Origin of the sequence: Amycolatopsis sp. QT-25 (genome assembly GCF_029369745.1) — a bacterium.
Lineage (GTDB): Bacteria > Actinomycetota > Actinomycetes > Mycobacteriales > Pseudonocardiaceae > Amycolatopsis.
Map to the genome: position 1 here is coordinate 630,395 of NZ_CP120210.1, position 22,288 is coordinate 652,682.

Below are 22,288 nucleotides of genomic sequence, written 5' to 3' on the forward strand. Positions count from 1 at the left end.
CCGCTAAAGTCGCCGCGGCCGCGGGCTGAAGGTCGCCTTGGCGAGGAGGGCGCCGGTGAGGACGGGGGCCAGTCCGATCAGCAGCAGGATGATGCCGGTGTCCTTGCCCTCGATCAGCGGATGCCACCACAGCGGCGTCACGGCGATGTCGACGACGTCTCCCCGCTCCGGGAACGTCCCGAACGACATCCACCGCAGGTCCTTGACCTCGTGCGTCCCGCCGTCGAGTTCGTAGGTGCCGTCCACCAGGTTGCCGCTGCCGCAGCTGGTGCAGCTCGGCGTGCCGGCCTCCGCGCGCAGGGTCGCGGTCACGGTGAGCCGCGCTTCGGGGGCGAGCCCGGTCAACGCGGTCAGCGAGTTCACCGCGAGCGCCAGCCCCGGCAGCACCAGCGCGACCGTGGCGACCGTGCGCGCCACCAGTGAAAGCGACGACAGCGGCTGACGGCCCGCCGCTTCCCGGCGCCGGTTGAGCGGGCCGCGGACTCCGGCGAGCGGGCCTCGCCGCCCGCCGAGCCATCCGGTGTCGCTGGTGTCGGAAGCCGCCGCGACAGCACGGAAATCGGCGTCTTCCCAGTCCACTGTGGACGCCAATATGGCCAGACGCCGGGAATCGGCGAACATCGTCTCTTCGGTCAACGTCCCGGCTTCGGAGGTCCACAGCGAGCCGCCGTGGAAGGCGACTTCGTGGACCCGGAACCACGAGTCGCCCTCCAGCAACGCGCGAACGCCGGGGGAGAGCAGGGTCTTGGCGAACTCCGGATCGGACGTCGTCACGGTGAACCGCCGGTCGAACTCCGTACCGGTCTCGAACCGCTGGAGCAGCGCGTCCGGCTTCGGTGCACCGGCGGTGTTCCGGGTGATGCGGGCGTCCTCCAGTGGCGTGAACCGCTCCGGCTCGAAGGCGCCCGTGGTCGGGGTGATGACCACGGACGGCACCTCTGGGGTCCGAAGCTGGATCAGGGCATACGTCCCATCGATCAGGTCGGCTGTCCTGGACCAGCCGGGGAACGCCGTCGAGCCGCCGAGCCCGTACTCGACCCCGAGCAACCGATGCCCGTTGTGCGCGAACTCGACGGCGGTCGCCATCGACGCGGAAGAGGCATGGGTGACGGCGATTCCGCGCTGGGGGAGCACGCCGAAGCTCGGCTCACCGGACGCGTCGAGCCTGCCGGTCCACGTCTTCCGCCGATACCCCCGCCACGCCGCCAAGGCCGCGATCACCAGCGGGAAGGCGAACCAGAGCCAGCCGGGCACCGCACTGCCGGATCCCGCCGAGAGCCAGTACAGCGACGTTTCGGAAACGAGGATCCCGCAGAGCGCGTAGCTGACGGCCGCCGCCGTGGGCCGCCGTCCGTCGAAGCGCCCGCCGAGCAGCAACAGCGCCAGCGCCAGGGTGTATCCACCGGCGATGAGCCACGGCCCGGCCGGCTGATAATCCATCGGGCGACCCTACTGGTCCATGTCGAGATTCTCGCGGGTCTCCTCTTCGCGGTGGTGACCGCCGGTGCGGCCGTACTCCTGCCCGGTCGTGGTGGTCCTGGTGTTGTCGATGGCCTTGTTCACGAAGTCGAAGGCCGCCTTGCCCTGGTAGGCCGATCCCTTCGACAGATCGGCGGGATTGACCCCGACCACCTGTTTGATCACCTGGTTCGGCACGCCCTTGAGGGCGTCCTTCGCGGCATCGCCGAACGTGCCCAGCTGGGTCCCGGAACCCTGGGCGAACGCGCCGACGATCGCCTTCTCCTGGCCAGGGGTCATCCCGACCTTGCCCGCCTTCGTCAGCTTCGAACCCTGTTTGACCAGGTCGTCCGTCCACTTGAGCAGGAAGCCCATGAACTTGTCGAGCAGCTTGCCGAGCCGGCCGAGGTGCTTGGTGATCTTGCCCATCGCGCTCGCGGCCTTGGCGATCGTCGCGGTCATCGCGGCGGCCACCGACGAGCCGAGGCTGACGACGGAGGCGGCCAGCGCGGGCAGCCAGATGTAGATCGCCCAGGTGACCAGTTCCGAGATGATCGCCTTGACGACCTCTTCGATGACGGTCATCACCATCGACCACATCTGCAGGGTCTCGGCCACCGTCCCGGCGCTGGTGCCGATGCCCTTGATGCCGACGGCGAAGTCGCCGAGCGCGTTCCGGGCGGCGTCGCCCGCGTCGCCCACCCAGTCCTTCAAGGACTCGTCGCCGGTCTTGACGAAGTCGTCGGCCAGCGTGACGAAACCTTTGGCGATGGCGCCGAAGTTGCCGGCCGCGGTCTTGAGCGACGGACCGTCGCCGGTGACGAAGTGCAGCGCGTCCTGCAGCGGCTGGATCAACTCGATCAGGATGTTCAGTCCGTTGCCGACCAGCCAGCCGACCGGGTCGAGCACGAAGCTCGCGAGGTCCGCGCCCGCCCCCGCGATGAACCCGGCGCCGTCCTGCACCAGCTGCCCGCCCGCTGCCGCGAGGTCACCGAAACCTTGCGCGGCGCCGAACTTCTCGTAGGCGTTGGCGACGGTGGTGACGCCCTTGCCCGCGATCGGCACCTTCTTCACCGCGTCGAGCGCGTTCTTGCCGAAGCTGTCGTCACCCGTGATCTTGACGCCGTCGGCGATACTCGCCTTCTCGTCGGTCATGCCGTCCCCCAGCTCATTCCGGTTCGTACTTCCCAGGGTGATCGTCGCGTCGTTCTCGAAGCCGTGGTAGCTCGACGCCGCCTGGGTACGTGAGCCCGAACTTCCCCGCTTCGTCCTTGTAGTGGCCGAATTCGTCCGTGTAGTCGATCAAGGTCTGCGTCTTGACCACGTGCCCGCCTGGTCCGGTCCGACCGCCGAAGCACCGTTGCCTCGCTGAAGTGGTCTTCGTTCCGAGGGTGGCGGGTGGTGCTCCGTGGTGGCTCCTCCGACAGCTGAGACCACGGATCGTCCGTTGTGGTTCCCCTCGGCTTCGACTTGGGCTTCGAGAACCTGTTCCTCGGCGTCCGGAGGGGACGTTCCGCCGAACCGCGCGTCGGTGATCGCCGCCTGTTTCCGCGCCGCGTCGGCCACCGCGGGGTACGAAGTGGACAGAATGGCGGCGGCGAGCTGTTGTGGTTGCCGCCGAAGAACTTCCGGGCGGAGCGGATGTCCTGAAGGGACGCGCCGGGGTCCGCGACGAGTCGGTCGGACCCGGCCGACATGGAGCCTTCGCGCGCTTGTGGTGCGTCGGACGGCCAGCTATGCCACGGCACTGTGACCGGGGTCACCGTGGCCCCTTCACCGCTTCGCCGCGATGGTGTCCCTTCCCGATCCATCCGGCTCACCCGATAGGGGATAGGTAGCGTGGTTCGCCGAGCGGGGTGGAATCAGTACGAGTGAGGGGAGGGCGTCGTGGACGCCGAGCAGCAGGAAAGCAGCGAAGAACCCCGGCGGGGGAGTCACGCGGCGCCGGACGGGGCTCCCGTGCATCCGCTGATCGATCTCTCGCGGGATCCGCATCCGGGCCGGGCGGACCATGCCAAACCCGACGAGGAATGAAGGCCGGGCGCGCGGCGCCTCCGGTGGGGCGGTGGCGGGAGAACCGGTCCGAAACGCCGTTCCATCAGGGTGACCGCGGCGTGCCGCCCGGCACGATATAGTTATGGACCCCCCGATTTGGCCGGTCCGGAAGAGGCCGGGTATCTTTGGAGACCGTGCCCGGCAGGCGTCGGGCCGTCCCGTGTGCCGTGCGGCATGGACGGGGTGCTCAGGCATCCGGTCCACCGGCTTCGCCCACACGGGATCCGACGGAAAATCCCTACGGGAAGTTACCGGTCGCAAGACCGTGACGCGGGCCGACACGCCCGACCGCGGGGGCCGGAGACACCACGTAGTAGCAAGATCGCGAACAGAAAGCTGGTCCATTGCCCACGATCCAGCAGCTGGTCCGTAAGGGCCGCCAGGACAAGGCTGCCAAGCAGAAGACCGCGGCCCTCAAGGGGAGCCCGCAGCGGCGTGGCGTGTGCACTCGCGTGTACACCACAACCCCCAAGAAGCCGAACTCGGCGCTTCGCAAGGTCGCTCGTGTGAAGCTGACCAGCGGCATCGAGGTCACCGCCTACATTCCCGGTGAAGGCCACAACCTGCAGGAGCACTCGATGGTGCTCGTGCGCGGTGGTCGTGTGAAGGACCTGCCGGGTGTCCGCTACAAGATCATCCGCGGTTCGCTCGACACCCAGGGTGTCAAGAACCGTAAGCAGGCGCGCAGCCGGTACGGCGCGAAGAAGGAGAAGAGCTAATGCCCCGCAAGGGTCCGGCCCCGAAGCGGCCGCTGATCTCTGACCCCGTCTACGCATCCCCGCTGGTCACCCAGCTGGTGAACAAGGTGCTGAAGGACGGCAAGCGGTCTCTGGCCGAGCGCATCGTCTACGGCGCCCTCGAAGGCGCTCGCGAGAAGACCGGCACCGACCCGGTCGTCACGCTGAAGCGCGCCCTTGACAACGTGAAGCCCACCATCGAGGTGAAGAGCCGCCGCGTCGGTGGTGCCACCTACCAGGTGCCGATCGAGGTCAAGCCGGGACGTTCCACCACGCTCGCGCTTCGCTGGCTGGTCTCCTTCTCGCAGGCTCGCCGCGAGAAGACCATGATCGAGCGTCTGCAGAACGAGCTCCTCGACGCGAGCAACGGCCTCGGCGCCAGCGTGAAGCGACGCGAGGACACGCACAAGATGGCCGAGTCCAACAAGGCCTTCGCGCACTACCGCTGGTAAGTAGTCCGGTACCGCCGCCCGGTCCCTCGGGTCGCGCCTTGCCGGGCCCCACTTTTGAGACAGGGGAACACTCTCGTGGCACGTGAAGTGCTGACCGACCTGAACAAGGTCCGCAACATCGGCATCATGGCCCACATCGACGCCGGTAAGACCACCACCACCGAGCGGATCCTGTTCTACACCGGGGTCAACTACAAGATCGGTGAAGTCCACGATGGCGCCGCCACCATGGACTGGATGGAGGAGGAGCAGAAGCGGGGTATCACCATCACCTCGGCTGCCACCACCACCTTCTGGGCCGATCACCAGATCAACATCATCGACACCCCGGGTCACGTCGACTTCACCGTCGAGGTGGAGCGATCGCTGCGCGTGCTCGATGGTGCCGTCGCCGTCTTCGACGGCAAGGAAGGTGTCGAGCCGCAGTCCGAGCAGGTCTGGCGTCAGGCGGACAAGTACGAGGTTCCTCGTATCTGCTTCGTCAACAAGATGGACAAGCTCGGCGCGGACTTCTACTTCACCGTCCGCACCATCGAAGAGCGCCTCGGCGCCCGCCCGCTGGTCATCCAGCTGCCGATCGGCGCCGAGAACGAGTTCGAAGGCGTCATCGACCTGGTCCGCATGAAGGCGTTGACCTGGCGCGGAGAGGTCCAGAAGGGCGAGGACTACGCCGTCGAGGAGATCCCGGCCGAGCTCGCCGACAAGGCGGCCGAGTACCGGGAGAAGCTGGTCGAGGCCATCGCCGAGACCGACGACTCCCTGATGGAGAAGTTCCTCGAGGGCGAGGAGCTGACGGAAGCCGAGCTCAAGGCCGGTATCCGCAAGCTCACCGTGAACCGCGAGGCGTACCCGGTGCTCACCGGTTCCGCTTTCAAGAACAAGGGCGTGCAGCCCATGCTCGACGCGGTCATCGACTACCTTCCGTCGCCGCTGGACGTCCCCGCCGTCGAGGGCACGCTGCCCGACGGTGAGACCGTCGTGTCGCGCAAGCCGTCGACCGAGGAGCCGTTCTCCGCTCTGGCGTTCAAGATCGCCGCGCACCCGTTCTTCGGCAAGCTGACCTACATCCGGGTGTACTCGGGCAAGGTCGCCTCCGGCGCGCAGCTGATCAACGCCACCAAGGAGCGCAAGGAGCGCATCGGGAAGCTCTTCCAGATGCACTCCAACAAGGAGAACCCGGTCGACGAGGCCCAGGCGGGCCACATCTACGCGGTCATCGGCCTGAAGGACACCACCACCGGTGACACCCTCGCCGACCCGCAGAACCCGGTCGTCCTCGAGTCGATGACGTTCCCGGCGCCGGTCATCCGCGTCGCGATCGAGCCGAAGACCAAGGCCGACCAGGAGAAGCTGTCCCTGGCGATCCAGAAGCTGGCCGAAGAGGACCCGACGTTCCAGGTCAACCTGGACGAGGACACCGGCCAGACGATCATCGCGGGTATGGGCGAGCTGCACCTCGAGGTGCTGGTGAACCGCATGAAGTCCGACTACAAGGTCGAGGCGAACATCGGTAAGCCGCAGGTCGCCTACCGCGAGACGGTGCGCAAGACGGTCGAGAAGCTCGACTACGTGCACAAGAAGCAGACCGGTGGTTCCGGTCAGTTCGCGAAGGTCATCGTCAAGCTCGAGCCGCTCGAGTCCACCGACGGTGCCCTCTACGAGTTCTCCAACAAGGTCACCGGTGGCCGCGTGCCGCGGGAGTACATCCCGTCGGTCGACGCGGGCGCGCAGGACGCCATGCAGTACGGCGTGCTGGCCGGCTACCCGCTCGTCGGGTTGAAGTTCACCTTGTTGGACGGCGCGTACCACGAGGTCGACTCTTCGGAAATGGCCTTCAAGATCGCCGGCTCCATGGCGATGAAGGAAGCCGCGAAGAAGGCCGGTCCGGTCATCCTCGAGCCGCTGATGGCCGTCGAGGTCACCACGCCCGAGGACTACATGGGCGATGTGATCGGTGACCTCAACTCCCGCCGTGGCCAGATCCAGGCCATGGAGGAGCGCGCCGGTACCCGTGTCGTCAAGGCACTGGTCCCGCTGTCGGAGATGTTCGGTTACGTCGGTGACCTGCGGTCGCGTACCCAGGGACGTGCCAACTACTCCATGGTGTTCGACTCCTACGCTGAGGTTCCCGCGAACGTCGCGAAGGAAATCATCGCGAAGGCGACAGGGGAGTAGTTCCCTCTCGCTCGCGGGCATAAGGAAAACTCCTGAACGTCCGCACCACCCACCGAGAAACGAATCTCCGTCTGACGACAGCCACGTCGGCCGGTGAGTAAGCAAAACAGTCCAGGAGGACATTCCAGTGGCGAAGGCGAAATTCGAGCGGACCAAGCCGCACGTCAACATCGGGACCATCGGTCACGTCGACCACGGTAAGACCACTCTGACCGCGGCGATCACCAAGGTTCTGCACGACAAGTACCCCGAGCTGAACACGGCCTCGGCGTTCGACCAGATCGACAACGCGCCGGAAGAGAAGCAGCGCGGCATCACGATCAACATCTCGCACGTCGAGTACCAGACCGAGAAGCGTCACTACGCTCACGTGGACGCCCCGGGCCACGCGGACTACATCAAGAACATGATCACCGGTGCGGCGCAGATGGACGGCGCGATCCTCGTGGTCGCGGCGACCGACGGCCCGATGCCGCAGACCCGTGAGCACGTGCTGCTCGCGAAGCAGGTCGGCGTGCCCTACATCGTGGTCGCGCTGAACAAGGCCGACATGGTCGACGACGAGGAGATCCTGGAGCTCGTCGAGCTCGAGGTCCGCGAGCTGCTGTCCTCCCAGGACTTCCCTGGTGACGACGCTCCGGTCGTCAAGGTCTCCGGCCTGAAGGCCCTCGAGGGCGACGCCAAGTGGGGCGAGAGCGTGCTCGAGCTCATGGCGGCCGTCGACGAGAACGTGCCGGACCCGGTGCGTGAGCTCGACAAGCCGTTCCTGATGCCGATCGAAGACGTCTTCACGATCACCGGCCGTGGCACGGTCGTGACCGGCCGTATCGAGCGTGGCCGCGTCAACGTGAACGAAGAGGTCGAGATCGTCGGCATCAAGGAGAAGTCGACCAAGACCACCGTCACCGGTGTCGAGATGTTCCGCAAGCTGCTCGACCAGGGTGAGGCCGGCGACAACGTCGGTCTGCTGGTCCGCGGTATCAAGCGCGAGGACGTCGAGCGCGGCCAGGTCGTCGTGAAGCCGGGCACCACCACCCCGCACACGGAGTTCGAGGGCTCGGTCTACATCCTGTCGAAGGACGAGGGTGGCCGTCACACCCCGTTCTTCAACAACTACCGCCCGCAGTTCTACTTCCGTACCACGGACGTGACCGGCGTCGTCACCCTCAAGGAGGGTGTCGAGATGGTCATGCCGGGCGACAACACGGACATCAGCGTCGTGCTGATCCAGCCGGTCGCCATGGACGAGGGCCTGCGTTTCGCCATCCGTGAGGGTGGCCGGACCGTGGGCGCCGGCCAGGTCACCAAGATCGTCAAGTGATTTGACGCCGACCCGGGGGTGGTTACACCCCCGGGTTCAAGGCGTCAAATCACGTGTGCGACACTATTCAGGTTGCTCGTCCTGGGGCGGCCGAACCTTGCGAGTCAGTTGACTAGCAGGTTCCGGCCGCCCTGGTATGAGCGGCCACGGTCCGCGGAGCACTTCCTTCGGGTGAGGCTAGCGGGCAAGGGCGTTTGAGACGGCGATCCAAGCATTTCCGCCGGCTCGATGCCTCCTCACGTTGAGGAAGACCAGGCAAGACGAAGATCCCGCGGGATCCGTCTGTGCGTCGGGCTCGACACGCCCGACCGCGTGGACCGGGGACAGGGCCGTTGAACTGGGAAAACCTCAGTCAGGCTGAGGTTTGAAAAGACAAAAGCGGCACGAGACGACAAGGAACGAGCAGCCACCATGGCGGGACAGAAGATCCGCATCCGGCTCAAGGCCTACGACCACGAGGCGATTGACACCTCGGCGCGCAAGATCGTCGAGACGGTCACGCGCACCGGCGCCCGTGTTGTCGGGCCGGTGCCGCTGCCCACCGAGAAGAACGTTTACTGCGTCATCCGCTCGCCGCACAAGTACAAGGATTCGCGCGAGCACTTCGAGATGCGCACGCACAAGCGTCTGATCGACATCCTCGACCCGACGCCGAAGACGGTCGACGCGCTCATGCGCATCGACCTGCCGGCGAGCGTCGACGTCAACATCCAGTAGCGGCTGGCGAGCGGCGGAGAGTAAGAGACTCATGTCTGACAGGCAAATGAAGGGCATTCTGGGCACCAAGCTCGGTATGACCCAGGTCTTCGACGAGAACAACCGGGTCGTCCCGGTGACCGTCGTGCAGGCCGGTCCGAACGTGGTCACCCAGGTTCGGACCCAGGAAACCGACGGCTACAAGGCCGTGCAGCTGGCTTTCGGCGCGGTCGACCCGCGCCGGGTCAACAAGCCGCGCACCGGCCACTTCGACAAGGCGAGCGTGACCCCGCGCCGTTTCCTTGCCGAGCTGCGTACCACCGATGCGGACACCTACGAAGTCGGCCAGGAGATCACCGCTGAGGTGTTCGAGGCCGGTATCGAGGTCGACGTGACCGGTACCAGCAAGGGCAAGGGCTACGCCGGTGTCATGAAGCGTCACGGCTTCAAGGGCCAGGGCGCGAGCCACGGTGCCCAGGCCGTGCACCGCAAGCCCGGCTCGATCGGTGGCTGCGCCACCCCGGGCCGCGTCTTCAAGGGCCTGCGCATGGCGGGCCGGATGGGCAACGACCGGGTCACCACGCAGAACCTGACCGTGCACGCGGTGCGTGCCGAGGACGGCCTGCTGCTGATCAAGGGCGCCGTGCCCGGTCCCAAGGGCGGCCTGCTGTTCGTTCGCAGCGCCGCGAAGGGTGGTAACTGAACATGACCAGCGTCGAGCTGAAGACCCCGGCCGGTAAAGCCGACGGCACGGTCGAGCTCCCCTCGGAGATCTTCGACGTGCAGGCCAACGTGCCCCTCATGCACCAGGTCGTGGTGGGCCAGCTGGCCGCCGCGCGCCAGGGCACGCATGACACCAAGACCCGCGGTGAAGTCCGCGGTGGTGGCAAGAAGCCGTACCGCCAGAAGGGCACCGGCCGCGCCCGCCAGGGTTCGACCCGTGCGCCGCAGTTCACCGGTGGTGGCGTCGTCCACGGCCCCACGCCGCGTGACTACACCCAGCGCACCCCGAAGAAGATGAAGGCCGCCGCCCTGCGTGGCGCCCTCTCGGACCGGGCCCGCGCCGGACAGCTGCACGTCGTCACCGAACTGGTGGCCGGCGAGAAGCCGTCCACCAAGTCCGCCAAGGCCGTCATCGCCGCGGTGACCCAGGCCAAGCGCGTTCTCGTGGTGCTGCACCGCGACGACGAGCTGAGCTGGAACTCGCTGCGGAACCTGGCCGAGGTCCACCTCATCACGCCCGACCAGCTCAACACCTACGACGTGTTGGTCAACGACGACGTGGTGTTCACCAAGGCCGCTTACGACGTGTTCGTCGCCGGTCCCGTCCGGGGCAAGGGCGCGAAGGCTTCGGCCAAATCGAGCGAACTGTCGGGGGCCGACCTCGACAACTCGACTGGAGCGGGAACAGAAGGGAGTGACGAGCAGTGAGTGCGATCGCCATCCCCGATCCCCGCGACATCTTGCTCGCGCCGGTGATCTCCGAGAAGTCCTACGGGCTGCTCGAGGACCACAAGTACACGTTCATCGTCCGCCCGGACGCCAACAAGACCCAGATCAAGATCGCGGTCGAGAAGGTGTTCGGCGTCAAGGTGGTCAGCGTCAACACGGCCAACCGCCAGGGCAAGCGTAAGCGGACTCGCGCCGGCTTCGGCAAGCGCAAGGACACCAAGCGCGCCATCGTGACTCTTTCGGCTGAGAGCAAGCCGATCGAGATCTTCGGCGGACCCACCGCGTAAAGGACTGAGCTGACACATGGGCATCCGCAAGTACAAGCCGACGACCCCGGGTCGTCGCGGTTCCAGCGTCTCCGACTTCGCCGAGATCACTCGGTCCACGCCGGAGAAGTCGCTGCTGCGTCCGCTGAGCAAGTCCGGCGGCCGTAACTCCAGCGGCAAGATCACCACCCGGCACAAGGGTGGTGGCCACAAGCGTGCGTACCGGCTGATCGACTTCCGCCGGAACGACAAGGACGGCGTTCCCGCCAAGGTGGCGCACATCGAGTACGACCCCAACCGGTCCGCTCGTATCGCGCTCCTGCACTACGCCGACGGCGAGAAGCGCTACATCATCGCCCCGGAGAAGCTCAAGCAGGGTGACACGGTCGAGAACGGCCCCCGCGCCGACATCAAGCCGGGTAACAACCTGCCGCTGCGCAACATCCCGGTCGGCACCGTGATCCATGCGATCGAGCTCCGCCCCGGTGGCGGCGCGAAGATGGCGCGGTCCGCCGGTGCCAAGGTGCAGCTGGTGGCGAAGGACGGGCCGTACGCCCAGCTTCGTCTCCCGTCGGGCGAGATCCGCAACGTCGACGTGCGCAACCGCGCCACCATCGGCGAGGTCGGCAACTCCGACCACTCCAACATCAACTGGGGCAAGGCGGGTCGTAACCGCTGGCGCGGCAAGCGCCCCACCGTCCGTGGTGTCGTCATGAACCCGGTCGACCACCCGCACGGTGGTGGTGAGGGTAAGACCTCCGGTGGTCGCCACCCGGTGAACCCGAACGGAAAGCCCGAAGGCCGCACCCGCCGCCGCAAGGCCTCCGACGCCATGATCGTCCGCCGCCGGCGTACCGGCAAGAAGCGCTGAGCAGGGAGGTAGAAGAACATGCCACGCAGCCTTAAGAAGGGCCCCTTCGTGGACGACCACCTGCTCAAGAAGGTGGACGCGCTCAACGAGTCGGGCAAGAAGACCGTGATCAAGACGTGGTCGCGTCGTTCCACGATCATCCCGGATTTCCTGGGTCACACGATCGCGGTGCACGACGGCCGCAAGCACGTCCCGGTGTTCGTCACCGAGGCGATGGTGGGTCACAAGTTGGGCGAGTTCGCCCCGACCAGGACCTTCAAGGGCCACATCAAGGACGACCGCAAGTCGCGCCGCCGCTGAGCGGGCACGAGAGAACAAGGAAGCTAGCGATGAACGCCCAGAACGACGTGGCCGAGGCTTTGCCGACGGCTTACGCGCGGGCTCGCTTCGTCCGGGACTCGCCTACCAAGGTGCGCCGGGTGATCGAGCTGATCAAGGGACGTAGCGCCGCCGACGCCTTGGCCGTGCTCCAGTTCGCCCCGCAGGCGGCAAGCGAGCCGGTCGCGAAGGTGCTCGCCAGCGCCATGGCCAACGCCGAGAACAACCTCGATCTCGACCCCGACACCCTCTGGGTCAAGAACGCCTACGCCGACGAGGGCCCGACCCTCAAGCGCATCCGTCCGCGGGCCCAGGGCCGCGCGTACCGGATCCGCAAGCGGACCAGCCACATCACCGTCGAGGTGGAGTCGCGTCCGAAGGCCGAAGCCAAGAAGGCACAGGGCAAGAAGAAGGCAGGTGGCCGGTAGTGGGCCAGAAGATCAACCCGCACGGCTTCCGCCTGGGTATCACCACGGACTGGAAGTCGCGTTGGTACGCCGACAAGCAGTACGCGGAGTACGTGGCCGAGGACGTCAAGATCCGGAAGCTGCTGTCCACGGGCATGGAGCGCGCCGGGATCTCCAAGGTCGAGATCGAGCGCACCCGTGACCGGGTCCGCGTCGACATCCACACCGCCCGGCCGGGCATCGTCATCGGCCGTCGCGGCGCGGAGGCCGACCGCATCCGCGGCGCGCTGGAGAAGCTGACCGCCAAGCAGGTCCAGCTGAACATCCTCGAGGTCAAGAACCCCGAGGCCGACGCCCAGCTCGTCGCTCAGGGTGTCGCGGAGCAGCTGAGCAACCGGGTGGCGTTCCGCCGCGCGATGCGCAAGGCGATCCAGACCTCCATGCGTTCGCCGCAGGTCAAGGGCATCCGCGTGCAGTGCGGCGGTCGTCTCGGCGGTGCCGAGATGTCCCGCTCCGAGCACTACCGCGATGGCCGCGTCCCGCTGCACACGCTGCGCGCCGACATCGACTACGGCTTCTTCGAGGCCAAGACGACGTTCGGTCGCATCGGCGTGAAGGTGTGGATCTACAAGGGCGAGCTCGTGGGCGGCCTCAAGGCCAGGGAGGCGCGTGACGCCGCCGCGGCCGCCGAGCGTGCCCCGCGCCGCGACCGTGGTGACCGTCCCGCCCGCCCGCGCCGTTCCGGTGCGTCGGGCACGACGCCGACCTCGACCGAAGCCGGCCGGGCGGCCGCCGCCGCGAAGAGCGGCGACGCTCCCAAGGGCGACACGGCCACCGAGGCCCCGGCTGCTGAGACTGCAGAAAAGACGGAGGGCTGACACGTGCTCATCCCGCGCAGGGTCAAGCACCGGAAGCAGCACTCCCCGAAGCGCCACGGTGCCGCCAAGGGCGGTACGAACGTGAGCTTCGGCGAGTACGGCATCCAGGCGCTTGAGCACAGCTACGTGACCAACCGGCAGATCGAGTCCGCTCGTATCGCCATGACGCGTCACATCAAGCGTGGTGGCAAGGTGTGGACGACCATCTACCCGGACCGCCCGCTGACCAAGAAGCCGGCGGAAACCCGCATGGGTTCCGGTAAGGGTTCGCCCGAGTGGTGGATCGCCAACGTGAAGCCGGGCCGCGTGATGTTCGAGATCTCGTTCCCGAACGAGGAGACCGCCCGTGAGGCGCTCCGTCGCGCGATCCACAAGCTGCCCATGAAGTGCCGCATCGTGACCCGTGAAGGTGGTGAGTTCTGATGGCGAAGGCAGGTGCCGCCCAGGCATCGGAGCTGCGTGAGCTCACCGCGGAAGAGCTCGTTCTGCGTCTGAAGGAATACAAGGAGGAGCTCTTCAACCTCCGCTTCCAGATGGCGACCGGACAGCTCGACAACAACCGCCGTCTGCGCACCGTCCGCACGGACATCGCGCGGATCTACACGGTCATGCGCGAGCGTGAACTCGGCCTGTCCGTTTCCCCTGACGCCGAGAGTGAAGGTGCCGCATGAGCGAGCAGCCCAACGCTGAGGCGGCCCCCCGCAACGACCGCAAGGTCCGTGAGGGTTACGTCGTCTCGGACAAGATGAACAAGACGATCGTGGTCGAGCTCGAGGACCGCAAGAAGCACCGTCGTTACGCCAAGGTTCTCCGCAGCACCAGCAAGGTCAAGGTGCACGACGAGAACAACGAGGCGGGCGTGGGCGACCGGGTCACCCTGATGGAGACCCGCCCGCTGTCGGCGACCAAGCGCTGGCGTCTGGTGCAGATCGTGGAGAAGGCCAAGTAAGTAGGGCTCTTTTTGAGTCCCTCAGTTCCGCAAGGCTCGCGGCTGAACATCGAAAGATGAGCGCGAGAACCAGCGCGACATACAGGAGTAGACGTGATCCAGCAGGAGTCGCGGCTTCGGGTTGCCGACAACACGGGCGCGAAGGAAATCCTTTGCATCCGCGTTCTCGGCGGCTCGGGGCGGCGCTACGCGGGCATCGGCGACATCATCGTCGCCACCGTGAAGGACGCCATGCCGGCTGCCGGCGTGAAGAAGGGTGACGTCGTCAAGGCCGTCATCGTTCGCACGCGCAAGGAGCGCCGTCGTCCGGACGGTTCTTACATCCGCTTCGACGAGAACGCTGCTGTGCTCATCAAGAACGACAATGAGCCCCGCGGCACCCGCATCTTCGGGCCGGTCGGCCGCGAGCTGCGCGACCGAAAGTTCATGAAGATCATTTCGCTCGCGCCGGAGGTGTTGTAGAGCATGAAGGTGAAGAAGGGCGACACGGTCGTCGTCATCGCCGGCAAGGACAAGGGTGCCAAGGGCAAGGTCATCCAGGCCTACCCCGAGCGCGAGCGCGTGCTGGTCGAAGGCGTGAACCGGATCAAGAAGCACACCCGGATCTCGCAGACCCAGCGCGGCGCGCAGTCCGGTGGCATCGTCACCCAGGAGGCGCCCATCCACGTCTCGAACGTGATGGTCGTCGACTCCGACGGCAAGCCGACTCGCATCGGCTACCGCGTCGGCGAGGACGGCAAGAAGGTCCGGGTCGCGCGCCGGAACGGTAAGGACATCTGATCATGACCACCGCAGAGAAGATCGCCCCGCGCCTCAAGGTGCGGTACCGCGAGGAGATCAAGGGACAGCTCCAGGAGGAGTTCTCCTTCGAGAACGTCCACCAGATCCCGGGCGTCGTCAAGGTCGTCGTGAACATGGGTGTCGGTGACGCCGCCCGTGACAGCAAGCTGATCGAAGGCGCCATCCGCGACCTGACCGCGATCACCGGGCAGAAGCCCGAGGTTCGCAAGGCTCGCAAGTCCATCGCGCAGTTCAAGCTGCGTGAGGGCCAGCCGATCGGTGCGCGCGTCACGCTGCGCGGCGACCGGATGTGGGAGTTCCTCGACCGGCTGCTGACCATCGCGCTTCCGCGTATCCGTGACTTCCGCGGGCTTTCGCCGAAGCAGTTCGACGGCAACGGCAACTACACGTTCGGTCTCAACGAGCAGTCCATGTTCCACGAGATCGACCCGGACGCCATCGACCGCCCGCGCGGTATGGACGTCACTGTCGTCACCACCGCCAACACCGACGACGAGGGCCGCGCGCTGCTTCGCAAGCTCGGCTTCCCGTTCAAGGAGAACTGAGTCGATGGCCAAGAAAGCACTGGTCCACAAGGCCGCGAAGACGCCGAAGTTCAAGGTTCGCGGTTACACGCGCTGCCAGCGATGCGGTCGCCCGCACTCGGTGTTCCGCAAGTTCGGGCTCTGCCGGATCTGCCTTCGCGAGATGGCACACGCGGGCGAGCTGCCCGGCGTCCGCAAGTCCAGCTGGTAAGAGTCTTTTTTAACTCCCACTTCGCCACAGGCCCCGCACGTATCGCAGGGAACCAGGGCGAGAAAGGTTGACAGGTCACCATGACGATGACCGACCCCATCGCAGACTTCTTGACCCGTCTGCGTAACGCGAACTCGGCTTACCACGACGAGGTCGTGCTTCCCCACTCGAAGATCAAGGCGAACATCGCCGAGATCCTCAAGCGCGAGGGCTACATCTCGGGCTACCGCGACGAGCCGGGCGAGAAGCACAAGAACCTCATCGTGGAGCTGAAGTACGGCCCCAACCGTGAGCGCAGCATCGCCGGCCTTCGCCGCGTGTCCAAGCCCGGCCTGCGGGTCTACGCAAAATCGACCGAACTGCCGTCGGTTCTCGGTGGCCTCGGCGTCGCGATCATCTCGACGTCGTCCGGCCTCCAGACCGACCGTCAGGCCAAGCGCAACAGCGTGGGCGGCGAAGTCCTCGCCTACGTCTGGTAAGGAAGGGGGCACAGACATGTCACGCATCGGAAAGCTGCCGGTCGCCGTCCCCTCCGGGGTCGAGGTGACCATCGATGGTCAGCACATTCAGGTCAAGGGGCCCAAGGGCACCCTTGAGCACACCATCGCCGAGCCGATCACCGTGGAGCGCGCCGAGGACGGCACGCTGCAGGTGAAGCGGCCCGACGAGGAGCGCACCAGCCGTGCCCTGCACGGTCTCACCCGGACGTTGGTCAACAACCTCGTCGTCGGTGTGACCGAGGGCTACGAGAAGAAGCTCGAGATCCACGGTGTCGGTTACCGCGTGCAGGCCAAGGGCTCGGACCTCGAGTTCGCCCTCGGCTACAGCCACCCGGTGAAGATCGAGGCCCCGGAAGGCATCACCTTCAAGGTCGAGACCCCCACCCGGTTCTCGGTCTCGGGCATCGACAAGCAGAAGGTCGGCCAGATCGCCGCGGTCATCCGCAAGCTGCGCCGCCCGGACCCGTACAAGGGCAAGGGCCTGCGCTACGAGGGTGAGAAGATCCGCCGCAAGGTCGGAAAGACGGGTAAGTGATCATGAGCGACACGACTACGAAGCGCAAGCCGGTCGGCAAGGACATCTCGACCCGCCGCCGCGTCGCGAAGGCCCGTCGGCACTTCCGCCTTCGCAAGAAGATCAACGGCACGGACCAGCGTCCGCGCCTGGTCGTCAAGCGTTCGTCGCGGCACATCGCCGTGCAGCTGATCGACGACCTCGCCGGCAAGACCCTGGCGTCGGCGTCCACCCTCGAGGCGGACGTCCGCGCGCTGGAAGGCGACAAGAAGGCCAAGGCCGCCAAGGTCGGGGAACTCGTCGCCGCCCGCGCCAAGAACGCCGGTGTCTCGACCGTGGTGTTCGACCGTGGTGGCAACGCCTACCACGGCCGCATCGCGGCACTCGCCGACGCCGCGCGTGAGGCGGGGTTGGAGTTCTGATGCAGCAGATGCTCGTGAATGGAAGGAAAGCCTGATGCCGGGACGTACACGGCAATTCGGCGGTGGCCAGGGCGGACCCGGCGGGCAGGGCGGCAACGACCGCAATGACCGTCGCGACCGCCGTGACCGGCGCGACAGCGGCCGTGGCGGGGCCGGCCAGGAAAAGACCCCGCACCTCGAGAAGGTCGTGACGATCAACCGCGTCGCCAAGGTCGTCAAGGGTGGTCGTCGCTTCAGCTTCACCGCCCTGGTGGTCGTCGGTGACGGCGACGGTCAGGTCGGCGTCGGCTACGGCAAGGCCAAGGAAGTTCCCGCGGCCATCGCCAAGGGCGTCGAGGAAGCGAAGAAGAACTTCTTCCGCGTTCCTCGCGTCGGCGGCACCATTCCCCACCCGATCCAGGGTGAGGAAGCCGCCGGTGTCGTGCTGCTGCGTCCGGCTTCCGCCGGTACCGGTGTCATCGCCGGTGGTCCCGTCCGCGCGGTGCTGGAGTGCGCGGGTGTCCACGACGTGCTGTCGAAGTCGCTCGGCTCCGACAACGCGATCAACATCGTGCACGCGACCGTGGCGGCCCTGAAGGGTCTGCAGCGTCCCGAAGAGGTCGCGGCCCGCCGCGGTCTCCCGCTCGAGGACGTCGCCCCGGCTCGGATGCTGCGCCAGCGCGCTGGTCAGGGGGTCTGACATGACTCAGCTCAAGGTGACTCAGGTCAAGAGCAAGATCGGCACCAAGCACAACCACCGTGAATCGCTGCGTACCCTCGGGCTGCGCAAGATCCGGCAGTCTGTGGTGCGTGAAGACACCCCCCAGGTTCGCGGCCTCATCCACACGGTCCGCCACCTGGTGGAGGTCGAGGAGGTCAAGGCATGACTGCCATCAAGATCCACCACCTTCGTCCGGCTCCTGGCGCGAAGCGCGACAAGATCCGCGTCGGCCGTGGTGAGGGCTCGAAGGGCAAGACCGCCGGTCGCGGTACCAAGGGCACCAAGGCCCGGAAGAACGTGCCCGCCGGTTTCGAGGGTGGGCAGATGCCCATCCACATGCGGCTCCCGAAGCTTCGCGGCTTCAAGAACCGCTTCCGCACCGAGTACCAGCCGGTGAACCTGGGCGACATCGCCCGCGTTTTCCCGGAGGGTGGCAAGGTCGGCAACGAGGAGCTCGTCGCGAAGGGTCTTGTTCGCAAGAACAAGCTCGTGAAGGTGCTCGGCAACGGTGACCTGAACGGCGTCAAGCTGGACGTCACCGCCGACGCTTTCTCCGGCTCCGCCAAGGAGAAGCTCTCCGCCGCCGGTGGCTCCGCCACCACGCTCTGAGCTTTCTTCGCCCGCTTCACCGAAAGGCCCGCCCGGCTCCGCCCGGCGGGCCTTTCGCTTGCGCTCCCCCCTCGCGGTCGGAGCGCGTTTAGCCCCCTAAACGCGATCCGGCTTTCGGCCCCCGCGTCCGCGCCGACCTGCGTTTAGCGGGCTAACCGCGCTCCGGTACCCGGGCGCGGGCCTCAGCGGCGGAGCGCGTTCAGCGGGCTAAACGCGCTCCGCCGGTCGCCCAGGTGCTTGACGACCGGATCGCGCTTAGCCCGCTGAACGCGAGTCGGCCAGCCGGGGCAAGAGCATGGCGCAAGGGTCCCTGAGCTGGGAAGGTCGTGAGGTGGCCATACCTCCTGGACAGGATCAGCAGCCGGAAGTCCCGCCGATGGTCGTATCGGTTTCGGGCCCCATGGATCCCGTAGGCGAGCCGTCGCGGTCTGACCGGTTCGAGCCTCGCAGGCTCGTCGCGGCGGGATTGGCCGCTCTGGCCATGATGCTGACCCTCGTGGCCTGCTTCTTCCCGCTCTTCACTACTGAGCACCGGCTCAGCGTCGGTTCCAGCGAGCGGGTCATGCTCGTGTTCGTGCAGGGCGCGTGGGACACCACGGCGAATCAAGTCGGCCAACCCACGTTCACCATGTCGACAGCGCCGATAGGTATCCCGCTCCTGGTCGCCGCGGCGATCCTCCTGGCGGCCGCGGTCGTCGGTGCGCGAGTGGCAGGGCTTCGACGTCCAGGTGCTTCGGACAGGTGGCTCACCACCATCGCTGCGGTCTTCCTCGCCGGAGTCGTCATCACTGTCGCCACGCTGGGGAGTGGACGTGAGCTGGGAGAGGACGTCAAGGTGACCTTGACGCTGGAAGCGGGAATGTGGGCGCTCTTCGCCGCGGTCACCGCGGCAGTGGGTGCGGCGGTCATGCGTCACCGTGTCCAGGGGGACGGCGTTCCGGTCGACGGCGACTCGGCTCTCGCGGAAATGCCCACACCGAAGGACGGCCTCTCCATCATGGTGCTTCCGCCGGAGCCACGGCCGGAGACACCGGACTATTCGGCCTTCGCACCTCCGCCGGATTCGGACACGAAGGATCGCGATTAGCCCCCTAAACGCGCTCGCCGCCACCGATACGGTGGGGGGAGGAGGTGGCCGATGACTTGGGTAGCGTTTTTTTTCGGAGCGGCGGTGCTCGTGGCTTTTACGCCAGGGGCGAACAATCTGCTCGGTATGCATCACGGCATGACACAGGGGGTGTGGAAGGGGCTCGCCGGCCTGTTAGGCCGATTGGCCGCATTCACGGTGTTGATCACGGCGGTCGCGGCAGGGCTCGGGCAGCTCCTCGCGGCCTCGGAACTTGCACTCACGGTGATCAAATGGGCGGGCGTCGCCTACCTGGTCTGGATCGGCGGGCGCCTGCTGTGGTCGACGTTCCGGGCCGGGCGAACCGCGCCGGTCCAGGCGCCACAGGGTGCTGAATCCGTACCGGCGCTCCGGATCGCGAGGAAGGAATTCGTCGTCGCGATCACGAACCCGAAGGCGATCCTCATCTTCACCGCGTTCGTACCCCAGTTCATCGACGCAGCTCACGGCTCTTTCTCCACCCAGATCGCGATTCTCGGCGCGGTCTACCTGCTCGCCGAACTCGTCGCGGGCGCGACCTACATCGGGGCGGGCGCCCTCGTGAAGTCGTTCCGGCTGTCCCGCCGCGCGAGTCGCAACGTCGACCGCGGCACCGGCGTCGTGCTCCTCGGGATGGCGGGCGCCCTCGCCGCTTCGAGCTCCTGAACCCCGTCACTGATCACGGTGCGTTCAGCGGGCTAAGTGCGCTCCGATGGGGCTGGGAAAGTGAGTGACGCCAAGGTGATCTGTCAAGGTTCCGGAGCGAGAAGCGCAAGTCGATCAGCCTCGCGGACCAACCTTCGTTCGGAAAAGCCACACGCGCTGCGGACACGCCCTGTGAAGCTGTTAGAGTCGGCGGCACGCTTCGGGACGAGTGTGCCCCGAAGCGTTCCTGGCTTGTGCCAGAAAGCTGTGTGTTCCCGCCGGCCCCAGGCCGGCCAAGCCGATCGTCGGTAAGACAGCCGACGACGCCGAGGAGGTTCCCCGCGTGCTCAGCGCCTTCCGCTCGGCTCTAGCGACGCCGGATCTACGTAAGAAGATCCTGTTCACGCTAGCCATCGTCGCGGTCTACCGAATCGGTGCCACCATTCCGGCCCCGGGTATCTCGTATTCCGCCGTGCAGCAATGTACGGAGACCGGGTCGCAGGAGGGCGTCTATCAGCTGCTGAACCTGTTCAGCGGCGGTGCGCTGCTGCAGCTGTCGCTGTTCTCGACCGGCATCATGCCGTACATCACGGCGAGCATCATCGTCCAGCTCCTCACCGTGGTCATCCCGCGGTTCGAGGAACTGAAGAAGGAAGGCCAGGCCGGCCAGGGCAAGCTGACCCAGTACACCCGGTACCTGACGATCGCCCTCGCGATCCTGCAGGCCACCGGTGTGGTGGCGCTCGCCGACCGCAAGCAGCTCTTCCCGCAGTGCGACACCGCGATCATCCCGGACAACAGCGTCTACACGCTGGCCATCATCGTCATCACGATGACCGCCGGTACCGCCGTCATGATGTGGCTGGGTGAGCTGATCACCGAGCGCGGCGTCGGCAACGGCATGTCCGTCCTCATCTTCCTGAACATCGCGGCCCGAATCCCGATCGAGGGTGGCAACATCCTCAGCAGCGCCGGCCCGGTGGTCTTCACCTTGATCTGCGTGTTCGGCCTGGTGATCATCGCCAGCGTCATCTTCGTCGAGCAGGGCCAGCGCCGGATCCCGGTGCAGTACGCCAAGCGCATGATCGGCCGCCGCATGTACGGCGGAACGTCGACCTACCTGCCGATCAAGGTGAACCAGGCCGGTGTCATCCCGGTCATCTTCGCCTCGTCGCTGCTCTATCTTCCCGACCTGATCAGCCGCCTCGTCGGTGACGCCAACAGCAACGCGGGCTGGCAGGTCTTCATCCAGAACTACATCGTCAACCAGTCCAGCTGGGCGCACGTCCTGCTGTACTTCGCGTTGATCATCTTCTTCACGTACTTCTACATCACGATCACGTTCAACGTGGACGAGCGTGCGGAAGAAATGAAGAAGTTCGGTGGCTTCATCCCGGGTATCCGCCCGGGCCGTCCCACCGCGGAGTACCTCAGCTACGTCCTCGGCCGCATCACCCTGCCGGGCTCGCTGTACCTGGGCATCATCGCGATCCTTCCGAACTTCTTCCTGTCCGTCACCGGCAGCGGGAACAACCAGAACTTCCCGTTCGGTGGCACGGCTGTGCTGATCATGGTCGGTGTCGGTCTCGACACCGTGAAGCAGATCGAAAGCCAGCTGATGCAACGTAACTACGAAGGGTTCTTGAAGTGACGCGCCTGGTTCTCGTCGGCCCTCCTGGCGCGGGCAAAGGTACTCAGGCGGTAGCACTGTCGGAGAAGCTCCGGATCCCGCACATCTCGACCGGCGATCTGTTCCGCGCCCACGTGGGTGAGCAGACGCCGCTGGGCCAGGAAGCCAAGCGCTACCTGGATTCCGGTGAACTCGTGCCCGATTCGGTCACGAACGAGATGGTGCGCGAGCGCCTTGCCGAACCCGACGCCAAGGTCGGCTTCCTGCTGGACGGGTTCCCCCGGAACACGAAGCAGGCCGACGTTCTCAGCGAGATCATCGGCGAGGTCGACGCCACGCTGAACGCGGTCATCCAGCTCCAGGTCTCGGAAGACGTCGTCGTCGAGCGGCTGCTGTCCCGCGGTCGCTCGGACGACACCGAAGAGGTCATTCGTCGTCGTCAGCAGATCTACGTGTCCGAGACGGCTCCGCTGCTCGAGTACTACGCGGACATCCTGGTCACCGTCGACGGCGTCGGCACGGTCGACGAGATCTCCGCCCGCGTGCTGGAAGCGCTGCGCGACCGCACGTGAATCTCGGAGGACTGCGTGTA

General features: G+C 66.3%; 33 protein-coding genes. 30 read left to right on the top strand and 3 right to left on the bottom strand.

Annotation, left to right across the window (positions count from 1 at the left end; all coding sequences use genetic code 11):
- Window positions 1–3 precede the first annotated feature (3 nt).
- Genes P3102_RS03130 through P3102_RS03140 form a run of 3 tightly spaced genes read right to left on the bottom strand, consistent with a single transcriptional unit; the run spans window position 4 to window position 2,782 of the window.
- Window positions 4–1,440, bottom strand: a complete 1,437-nt coding sequence (locus P3102_RS03130; protein WP_276366375.1) for a hypothetical protein — start codon at window positions 1,438–1,440, stop codon at window positions 4–6.
- A 9-nt stretch (window positions 1,441–1,449) separates the two neighbouring features.
- Window positions 1,450–2,613 carry a hypothetical protein gene (locus P3102_RS03135; protein WP_276366377.1) on the bottom strand — a complete coding sequence of 388 codons (1,164 nt, stop codon included), beginning with the start codon at window positions 2,611–2,613 and terminating at the stop codon, window positions 1,450–1,452.
- 13 nt (window positions 2,614–2,626) lie between these two features.
- The gene (locus P3102_RS03140) at window positions 2,627–2,782 is read right to left on the bottom strand and encodes a hypothetical protein (RefSeq protein ID WP_276366379.1); all 156 of its coding nucleotides are present in this window, start codon (window positions 2,780–2,782) and stop codon (window positions 2,627–2,629) included.
- Window positions 2,783–3,345: 563 nt separating this feature from the next.
- Between P3102_RS03140 and P3102_RS03145 the strand changes: the two genes are divergently transcribed.
- The 30 genes from P3102_RS03145 (at window position 3,346) to P3102_RS03290 (ending at window position 22,268) form a co-directional block, all read left to right on the top strand.
- Window positions 3,346–3,492 carry a hypothetical protein gene (locus P3102_RS03145; RefSeq protein WP_276366380.1) on the top strand — a complete coding sequence of 49 codons (147 nt, stop codon included), beginning with the start codon at window positions 3,346–3,348 and terminating at the stop codon, window positions 3,490–3,492.
- Window positions 3,493–3,857: 365 nt separating this feature from the next.
- Window positions 3,858–4,232 (top strand): 30S ribosomal protein S12, encoded by a 375-nt coding sequence (gene rpsL, locus P3102_RS03150; protein ID WP_003102113.1) that lies wholly within the window; start codon window positions 3,858–3,860, stop codon window positions 4,230–4,232.
- The gene (rpsG, locus tag P3102_RS03155; RefSeq protein WP_007031033.1) at window positions 4,232–4,702 is read left to right on the top strand and encodes a 30S ribosomal protein S7; all 471 of its coding nucleotides are present in this window, start codon (window positions 4,232–4,234) and stop codon (window positions 4,700–4,702) included. Before rpsL ends, rpsG begins: the two co-directional genes overlap by 1 nt.
- A gap of 75 nt (window positions 4,703–4,777) precedes the next feature.
- The gene (gene fusA, locus P3102_RS03160; protein WP_276366383.1) at window positions 4,778–6,877 is read left to right on the top strand and encodes an elongation factor G; all 2,100 of its coding nucleotides are present in this window, start codon (window positions 4,778–4,780) and stop codon (window positions 6,875–6,877) included.
- A gap of 127 nt (window positions 6,878–7,004) precedes the next feature.
- Window positions 7,005–8,198, top strand: coding sequence for an elongation factor Tu (gene tuf / locus P3102_RS03165; RefSeq protein ID WP_276366384.1), 1,194 nt, complete (start codon window positions 7,005–7,007; stop codon window positions 8,196–8,198).
- Between the two features lie 411 nt (window positions 8,199–8,609).
- The gene (gene rpsJ, locus P3102_RS03170; protein ID WP_003102098.1) at window positions 8,610–8,915 is read left to right on the top strand and encodes a 30S ribosomal protein S10; all 306 of its coding nucleotides are present in this window, start codon (window positions 8,610–8,612) and stop codon (window positions 8,913–8,915) included.
- Window positions 8,916–8,946: 31 nt separating this feature from the next.
- Window positions 8,947–9,597: a 50S ribosomal protein L3 gene (gene rplC, locus P3102_RS03175; protein WP_276366386.1), complete on the top strand. Its 651-nt coding sequence runs from the start codon at window positions 8,947–8,949 to the stop codon at window positions 9,595–9,597.
- Between the two features lie 2 nt (window positions 9,598–9,599).
- Window positions 9,600–10,325 carry a 50S ribosomal protein L4 gene (gene rplD / locus P3102_RS03180; protein WP_276366388.1) on the top strand — a complete coding sequence of 242 codons (726 nt, stop codon included), beginning with the start codon at window positions 9,600–9,602 and terminating at the stop codon, window positions 10,323–10,325.
- Window positions 10,322–10,633, top strand: coding sequence for a 50S ribosomal protein L23 (gene rplW / locus P3102_RS03185; protein WP_005166778.1), 312 nt, complete (start codon window positions 10,322–10,324; stop codon window positions 10,631–10,633). The genes rplD and rplW overlap by 4 nt, the downstream gene beginning before the upstream one ends.
- Before the next feature lie 16 nt (window positions 10,634–10,649).
- Window positions 10,650–11,483, top strand: coding sequence for a 50S ribosomal protein L2 (rplB, locus tag P3102_RS03190; protein WP_076163002.1), 834 nt, complete (start codon window positions 10,650–10,652; stop codon window positions 11,481–11,483).
- 18 nt (window positions 11,484–11,501) lie between these two features.
- Window positions 11,502–11,783: a 30S ribosomal protein S19 gene (rpsS, locus tag P3102_RS03195; RefSeq protein WP_003102083.1), complete on the top strand. Its 282-nt coding sequence runs from the start codon at window positions 11,502–11,504 to the stop codon at window positions 11,781–11,783.
- Window positions 11,784–11,812: 29 nt separating this feature from the next.
- The gene (rplV, locus tag P3102_RS03200) at window positions 11,813–12,229 is read left to right on the top strand and encodes a 50S ribosomal protein L22 (RefSeq protein WP_007031038.1); all 417 of its coding nucleotides are present in this window, start codon (window positions 11,813–11,815) and stop codon (window positions 12,227–12,229) included.
- Window positions 12,229–13,086 carry a 30S ribosomal protein S3 gene (gene rpsC, locus P3102_RS03205; RefSeq protein ID WP_276366391.1) on the top strand — a complete coding sequence of 286 codons (858 nt, stop codon included), beginning with the start codon at window positions 12,229–12,231 and terminating at the stop codon, window positions 13,084–13,086. Before rplV ends, rpsC begins: the two co-directional genes overlap by 1 nt.
- Before the next feature lie 3 nt (window positions 13,087–13,089).
- A complete protein-coding gene (gene rplP / locus P3102_RS03210) occupies window positions 13,090–13,509 on the top strand; it encodes a 50S ribosomal protein L16 (protein WP_061979956.1) in 420 nt (139 codons plus the stop codon).
- A complete protein-coding gene (gene rpmC, locus P3102_RS03215; protein WP_007031040.1) occupies window positions 13,509–13,757 on the top strand; it encodes a 50S ribosomal protein L29 in 249 nt (82 codons plus the stop codon). Before rplP ends, rpmC begins: the two co-directional genes overlap by 1 nt.
- Window positions 13,754–14,035 (top strand): 30S ribosomal protein S17, encoded by a 282-nt coding sequence (rpsQ, locus tag P3102_RS03220; protein ID WP_007031041.1) that lies wholly within the window; start codon window positions 13,754–13,756, stop codon window positions 14,033–14,035. The genes rpmC and rpsQ overlap by 4 nt, the downstream gene beginning before the upstream one ends.
- Window positions 14,036–14,128: 93 nt before the next feature.
- Window positions 14,129–14,497 carry a 50S ribosomal protein L14 gene (rplN, locus tag P3102_RS03225; protein ID WP_005166785.1) on the top strand — a complete coding sequence of 123 codons (369 nt, stop codon included), beginning with the start codon at window positions 14,129–14,131 and terminating at the stop codon, window positions 14,495–14,497.
- 3 nt (window positions 14,498–14,500) lie between these two features.
- Entirely contained in the window at window positions 14,501–14,815 is a 315-nt protein-coding gene (gene rplX / locus P3102_RS03230; RefSeq protein ID WP_276366395.1) for a 50S ribosomal protein L24, read from the top strand.
- Window positions 14,816–14,817: 2 nt separating this feature from the next.
- Entirely contained in the window at window positions 14,818–15,381 is a 564-nt protein-coding gene (gene rplE / locus P3102_RS03235) for a 50S ribosomal protein L5 (protein ID WP_276366397.1), read from the top strand.
- A gap of 4 nt (window positions 15,382–15,385) precedes the next feature.
- Window positions 15,386–15,571 (top strand): type Z 30S ribosomal protein S14, encoded by a 186-nt coding sequence (locus tag P3102_RS03240; RefSeq protein WP_005166789.1) that lies wholly within the window; start codon window positions 15,386–15,388, stop codon window positions 15,569–15,571.
- Between the two features lie 80 nt (window positions 15,572–15,651).
- Window positions 15,652–16,050, top strand: a complete 399-nt coding sequence (gene rpsH / locus P3102_RS03245; protein WP_005166791.1) for a 30S ribosomal protein S8 — start codon at window positions 15,652–15,654, stop codon at window positions 16,048–16,050.
- Window positions 16,051–16,066: 16 nt separating this feature from the next.
- Window positions 16,067–16,606 (top strand): 50S ribosomal protein L6, encoded by a 540-nt coding sequence (gene rplF, locus P3102_RS03250; protein WP_037314677.1) that lies wholly within the window; start codon window positions 16,067–16,069, stop codon window positions 16,604–16,606.
- 2 nt (window positions 16,607–16,608) lie between these two features.
- On the top strand, window positions 16,609–17,007 hold the full coding sequence (gene rplR / locus P3102_RS03255; RefSeq protein WP_007031045.1) for a 50S ribosomal protein L18: 399 nt from the start codon (window positions 16,609–16,611) through the stop codon (window positions 17,005–17,007).
- Between the two features lie 34 nt (window positions 17,008–17,041).
- Window positions 17,042–17,686, top strand: coding sequence for a 30S ribosomal protein S5 (rpsE, locus tag P3102_RS03260; RefSeq protein WP_005166795.1), 645 nt, complete (start codon window positions 17,042–17,044; stop codon window positions 17,684–17,686).
- A 1-nt stretch (window position 17,687) separates the two neighbouring features.
- Window positions 17,688–17,873, top strand: a complete 186-nt coding sequence (gene rpmD / locus P3102_RS03265) for a 50S ribosomal protein L30 (RefSeq protein ID WP_076163011.1) — start codon at window positions 17,688–17,690, stop codon at window positions 17,871–17,873.
- Window positions 17,870–18,316 (top strand): 50S ribosomal protein L15, encoded by a 447-nt coding sequence (gene rplO / locus P3102_RS03270; protein WP_037314680.1) that lies wholly within the window; start codon window positions 17,870–17,872, stop codon window positions 18,314–18,316. The genes rpmD and rplO overlap by 4 nt, the downstream gene beginning before the upstream one ends.
- A 400-nt stretch (window positions 18,317–18,716) precedes the next feature.
- Window positions 18,717–19,403, top strand: coding sequence for a hypothetical protein (locus P3102_RS03275; RefSeq protein ID WP_276366402.1), 687 nt, complete (start codon window positions 18,717–18,719; stop codon window positions 19,401–19,403).
- A gap of 51 nt (window positions 19,404–19,454) precedes the next feature.
- Window positions 19,455–20,087, top strand: a complete 633-nt coding sequence (locus P3102_RS03280) for a LysE family translocator (protein WP_276366404.1) — start codon at window positions 19,455–19,457, stop codon at window positions 20,085–20,087.
- Between the two features lie 322 nt (window positions 20,088–20,409).
- Window positions 20,410–21,717, top strand: a complete 1,308-nt coding sequence (gene secY, locus P3102_RS03285) for a preprotein translocase subunit SecY (protein WP_034304262.1) — start codon at window positions 20,410–20,412, stop codon at window positions 21,715–21,717.
- Window positions 21,714–22,268, top strand: coding sequence for an adenylate kinase (locus tag P3102_RS03290; protein ID WP_276366407.1), 555 nt, complete (start codon window positions 21,714–21,716; stop codon window positions 22,266–22,268). Before secY ends, P3102_RS03290 begins: the two co-directional genes overlap by 4 nt.
- The last annotated feature ends 20 nt before the right edge of the window (window positions 22,269–22,288 follow it).

Excerpts from the sequence above, each read along its gene's own strand:
- P3102_RS03130 (WP_276366375.1), bottom strand. The coding sequence starts at position 1,440 with ATGGATTATCAGCCGGCCGGGCCGTGGCTCATCGCCGGTGGATACACC.
- P3102_RS03135 (WP_276366377.1), bottom strand. The coding sequence starts at position 2,613 with ATGACCGACGAGAAGGCGAGTATCGCCGACGGCGTCAAGATCACGGGT.
- rpsG (WP_007031033.1), top strand. The coding sequence starts at position 4,232 with ATGCCCCGCAAGGGTCCGGCCCCGAAGCGGCCGCTGATCTCTGACCCC.
- rpsJ (WP_003102098.1), top strand. The coding sequence starts at position 8,610 with ATGGCGGGACAGAAGATCCGCATCCGGCTCAAGGCCTACGACCACGAG.
- rplC (WP_276366386.1), top strand. The coding sequence starts at position 8,947 with ATGTCTGACAGGCAAATGAAGGGCATTCTGGGCACCAAGCTCGGTATG.
- rplD (WP_276366388.1), top strand. The coding sequence starts at position 9,600 with ATGACCAGCGTCGAGCTGAAGACCCCGGCCGGTAAAGCCGACGGCACG.
- rplB (WP_076163002.1), top strand. The coding sequence starts at position 10,650 with ATGGGCATCCGCAAGTACAAGCCGACGACCCCGGGTCGTCGCGGTTCC.
- rpsS (WP_003102083.1), top strand. The coding sequence starts at position 11,502 with ATGCCACGCAGCCTTAAGAAGGGCCCCTTCGTGGACGACCACCTGCTC.
- rplV (WP_007031038.1), top strand. The coding sequence starts at position 11,813 with ATGAACGCCCAGAACGACGTGGCCGAGGCTTTGCCGACGGCTTACGCG.
- rpmC (WP_007031040.1), top strand. The coding sequence starts at position 13,509 with ATGGCGAAGGCAGGTGCCGCCCAGGCATCGGAGCTGCGTGAGCTCACC.
- rpsQ (WP_007031041.1), top strand. The coding sequence starts at position 13,754 with ATGAGCGAGCAGCCCAACGCTGAGGCGGCCCCCCGCAACGACCGCAAG.
- rplX (WP_276366395.1), top strand. The coding sequence starts at position 14,501 with ATGAAGGTGAAGAAGGGCGACACGGTCGTCGTCATCGCCGGCAAGGAC.
- rplE (WP_276366397.1), top strand. The coding sequence starts at position 14,818 with ATGACCACCGCAGAGAAGATCGCCCCGCGCCTCAAGGTGCGGTACCGC.
- P3102_RS03240 (WP_005166789.1), top strand. The coding sequence starts at position 15,386 with ATGGCCAAGAAAGCACTGGTCCACAAGGCCGCGAAGACGCCGAAGTTC.
- rpsH (WP_005166791.1), top strand. The coding sequence starts at position 15,652 with ATGACGATGACCGACCCCATCGCAGACTTCTTGACCCGTCTGCGTAAC.
- rplF (WP_037314677.1), top strand. The coding sequence starts at position 16,067 with ATGTCACGCATCGGAAAGCTGCCGGTCGCCGTCCCCTCCGGGGTCGAG.
- rplR (WP_007031045.1), top strand. The coding sequence starts at position 16,609 with ATGAGCGACACGACTACGAAGCGCAAGCCGGTCGGCAAGGACATCTCG.
- rpsE (WP_005166795.1), top strand. The coding sequence starts at position 17,042 with ATGCCGGGACGTACACGGCAATTCGGCGGTGGCCAGGGCGGACCCGGC.
- rpmD (WP_076163011.1), top strand. The coding sequence starts at position 17,688 with ATGACTCAGCTCAAGGTGACTCAGGTCAAGAGCAAGATCGGCACCAAG.
- rplO (WP_037314680.1), top strand. The coding sequence starts at position 17,870 with ATGACTGCCATCAAGATCCACCACCTTCGTCCGGCTCCTGGCGCGAAG.
- P3102_RS03275 (WP_276366402.1), top strand. The coding sequence starts at position 18,717 with ATGGATCCCGTAGGCGAGCCGTCGCGGTCTGACCGGTTCGAGCCTCGC.
- P3102_RS03280 (WP_276366404.1), top strand. The coding sequence starts at position 19,455 with ATGACTTGGGTAGCGTTTTTTTTCGGAGCGGCGGTGCTCGTGGCTTTT.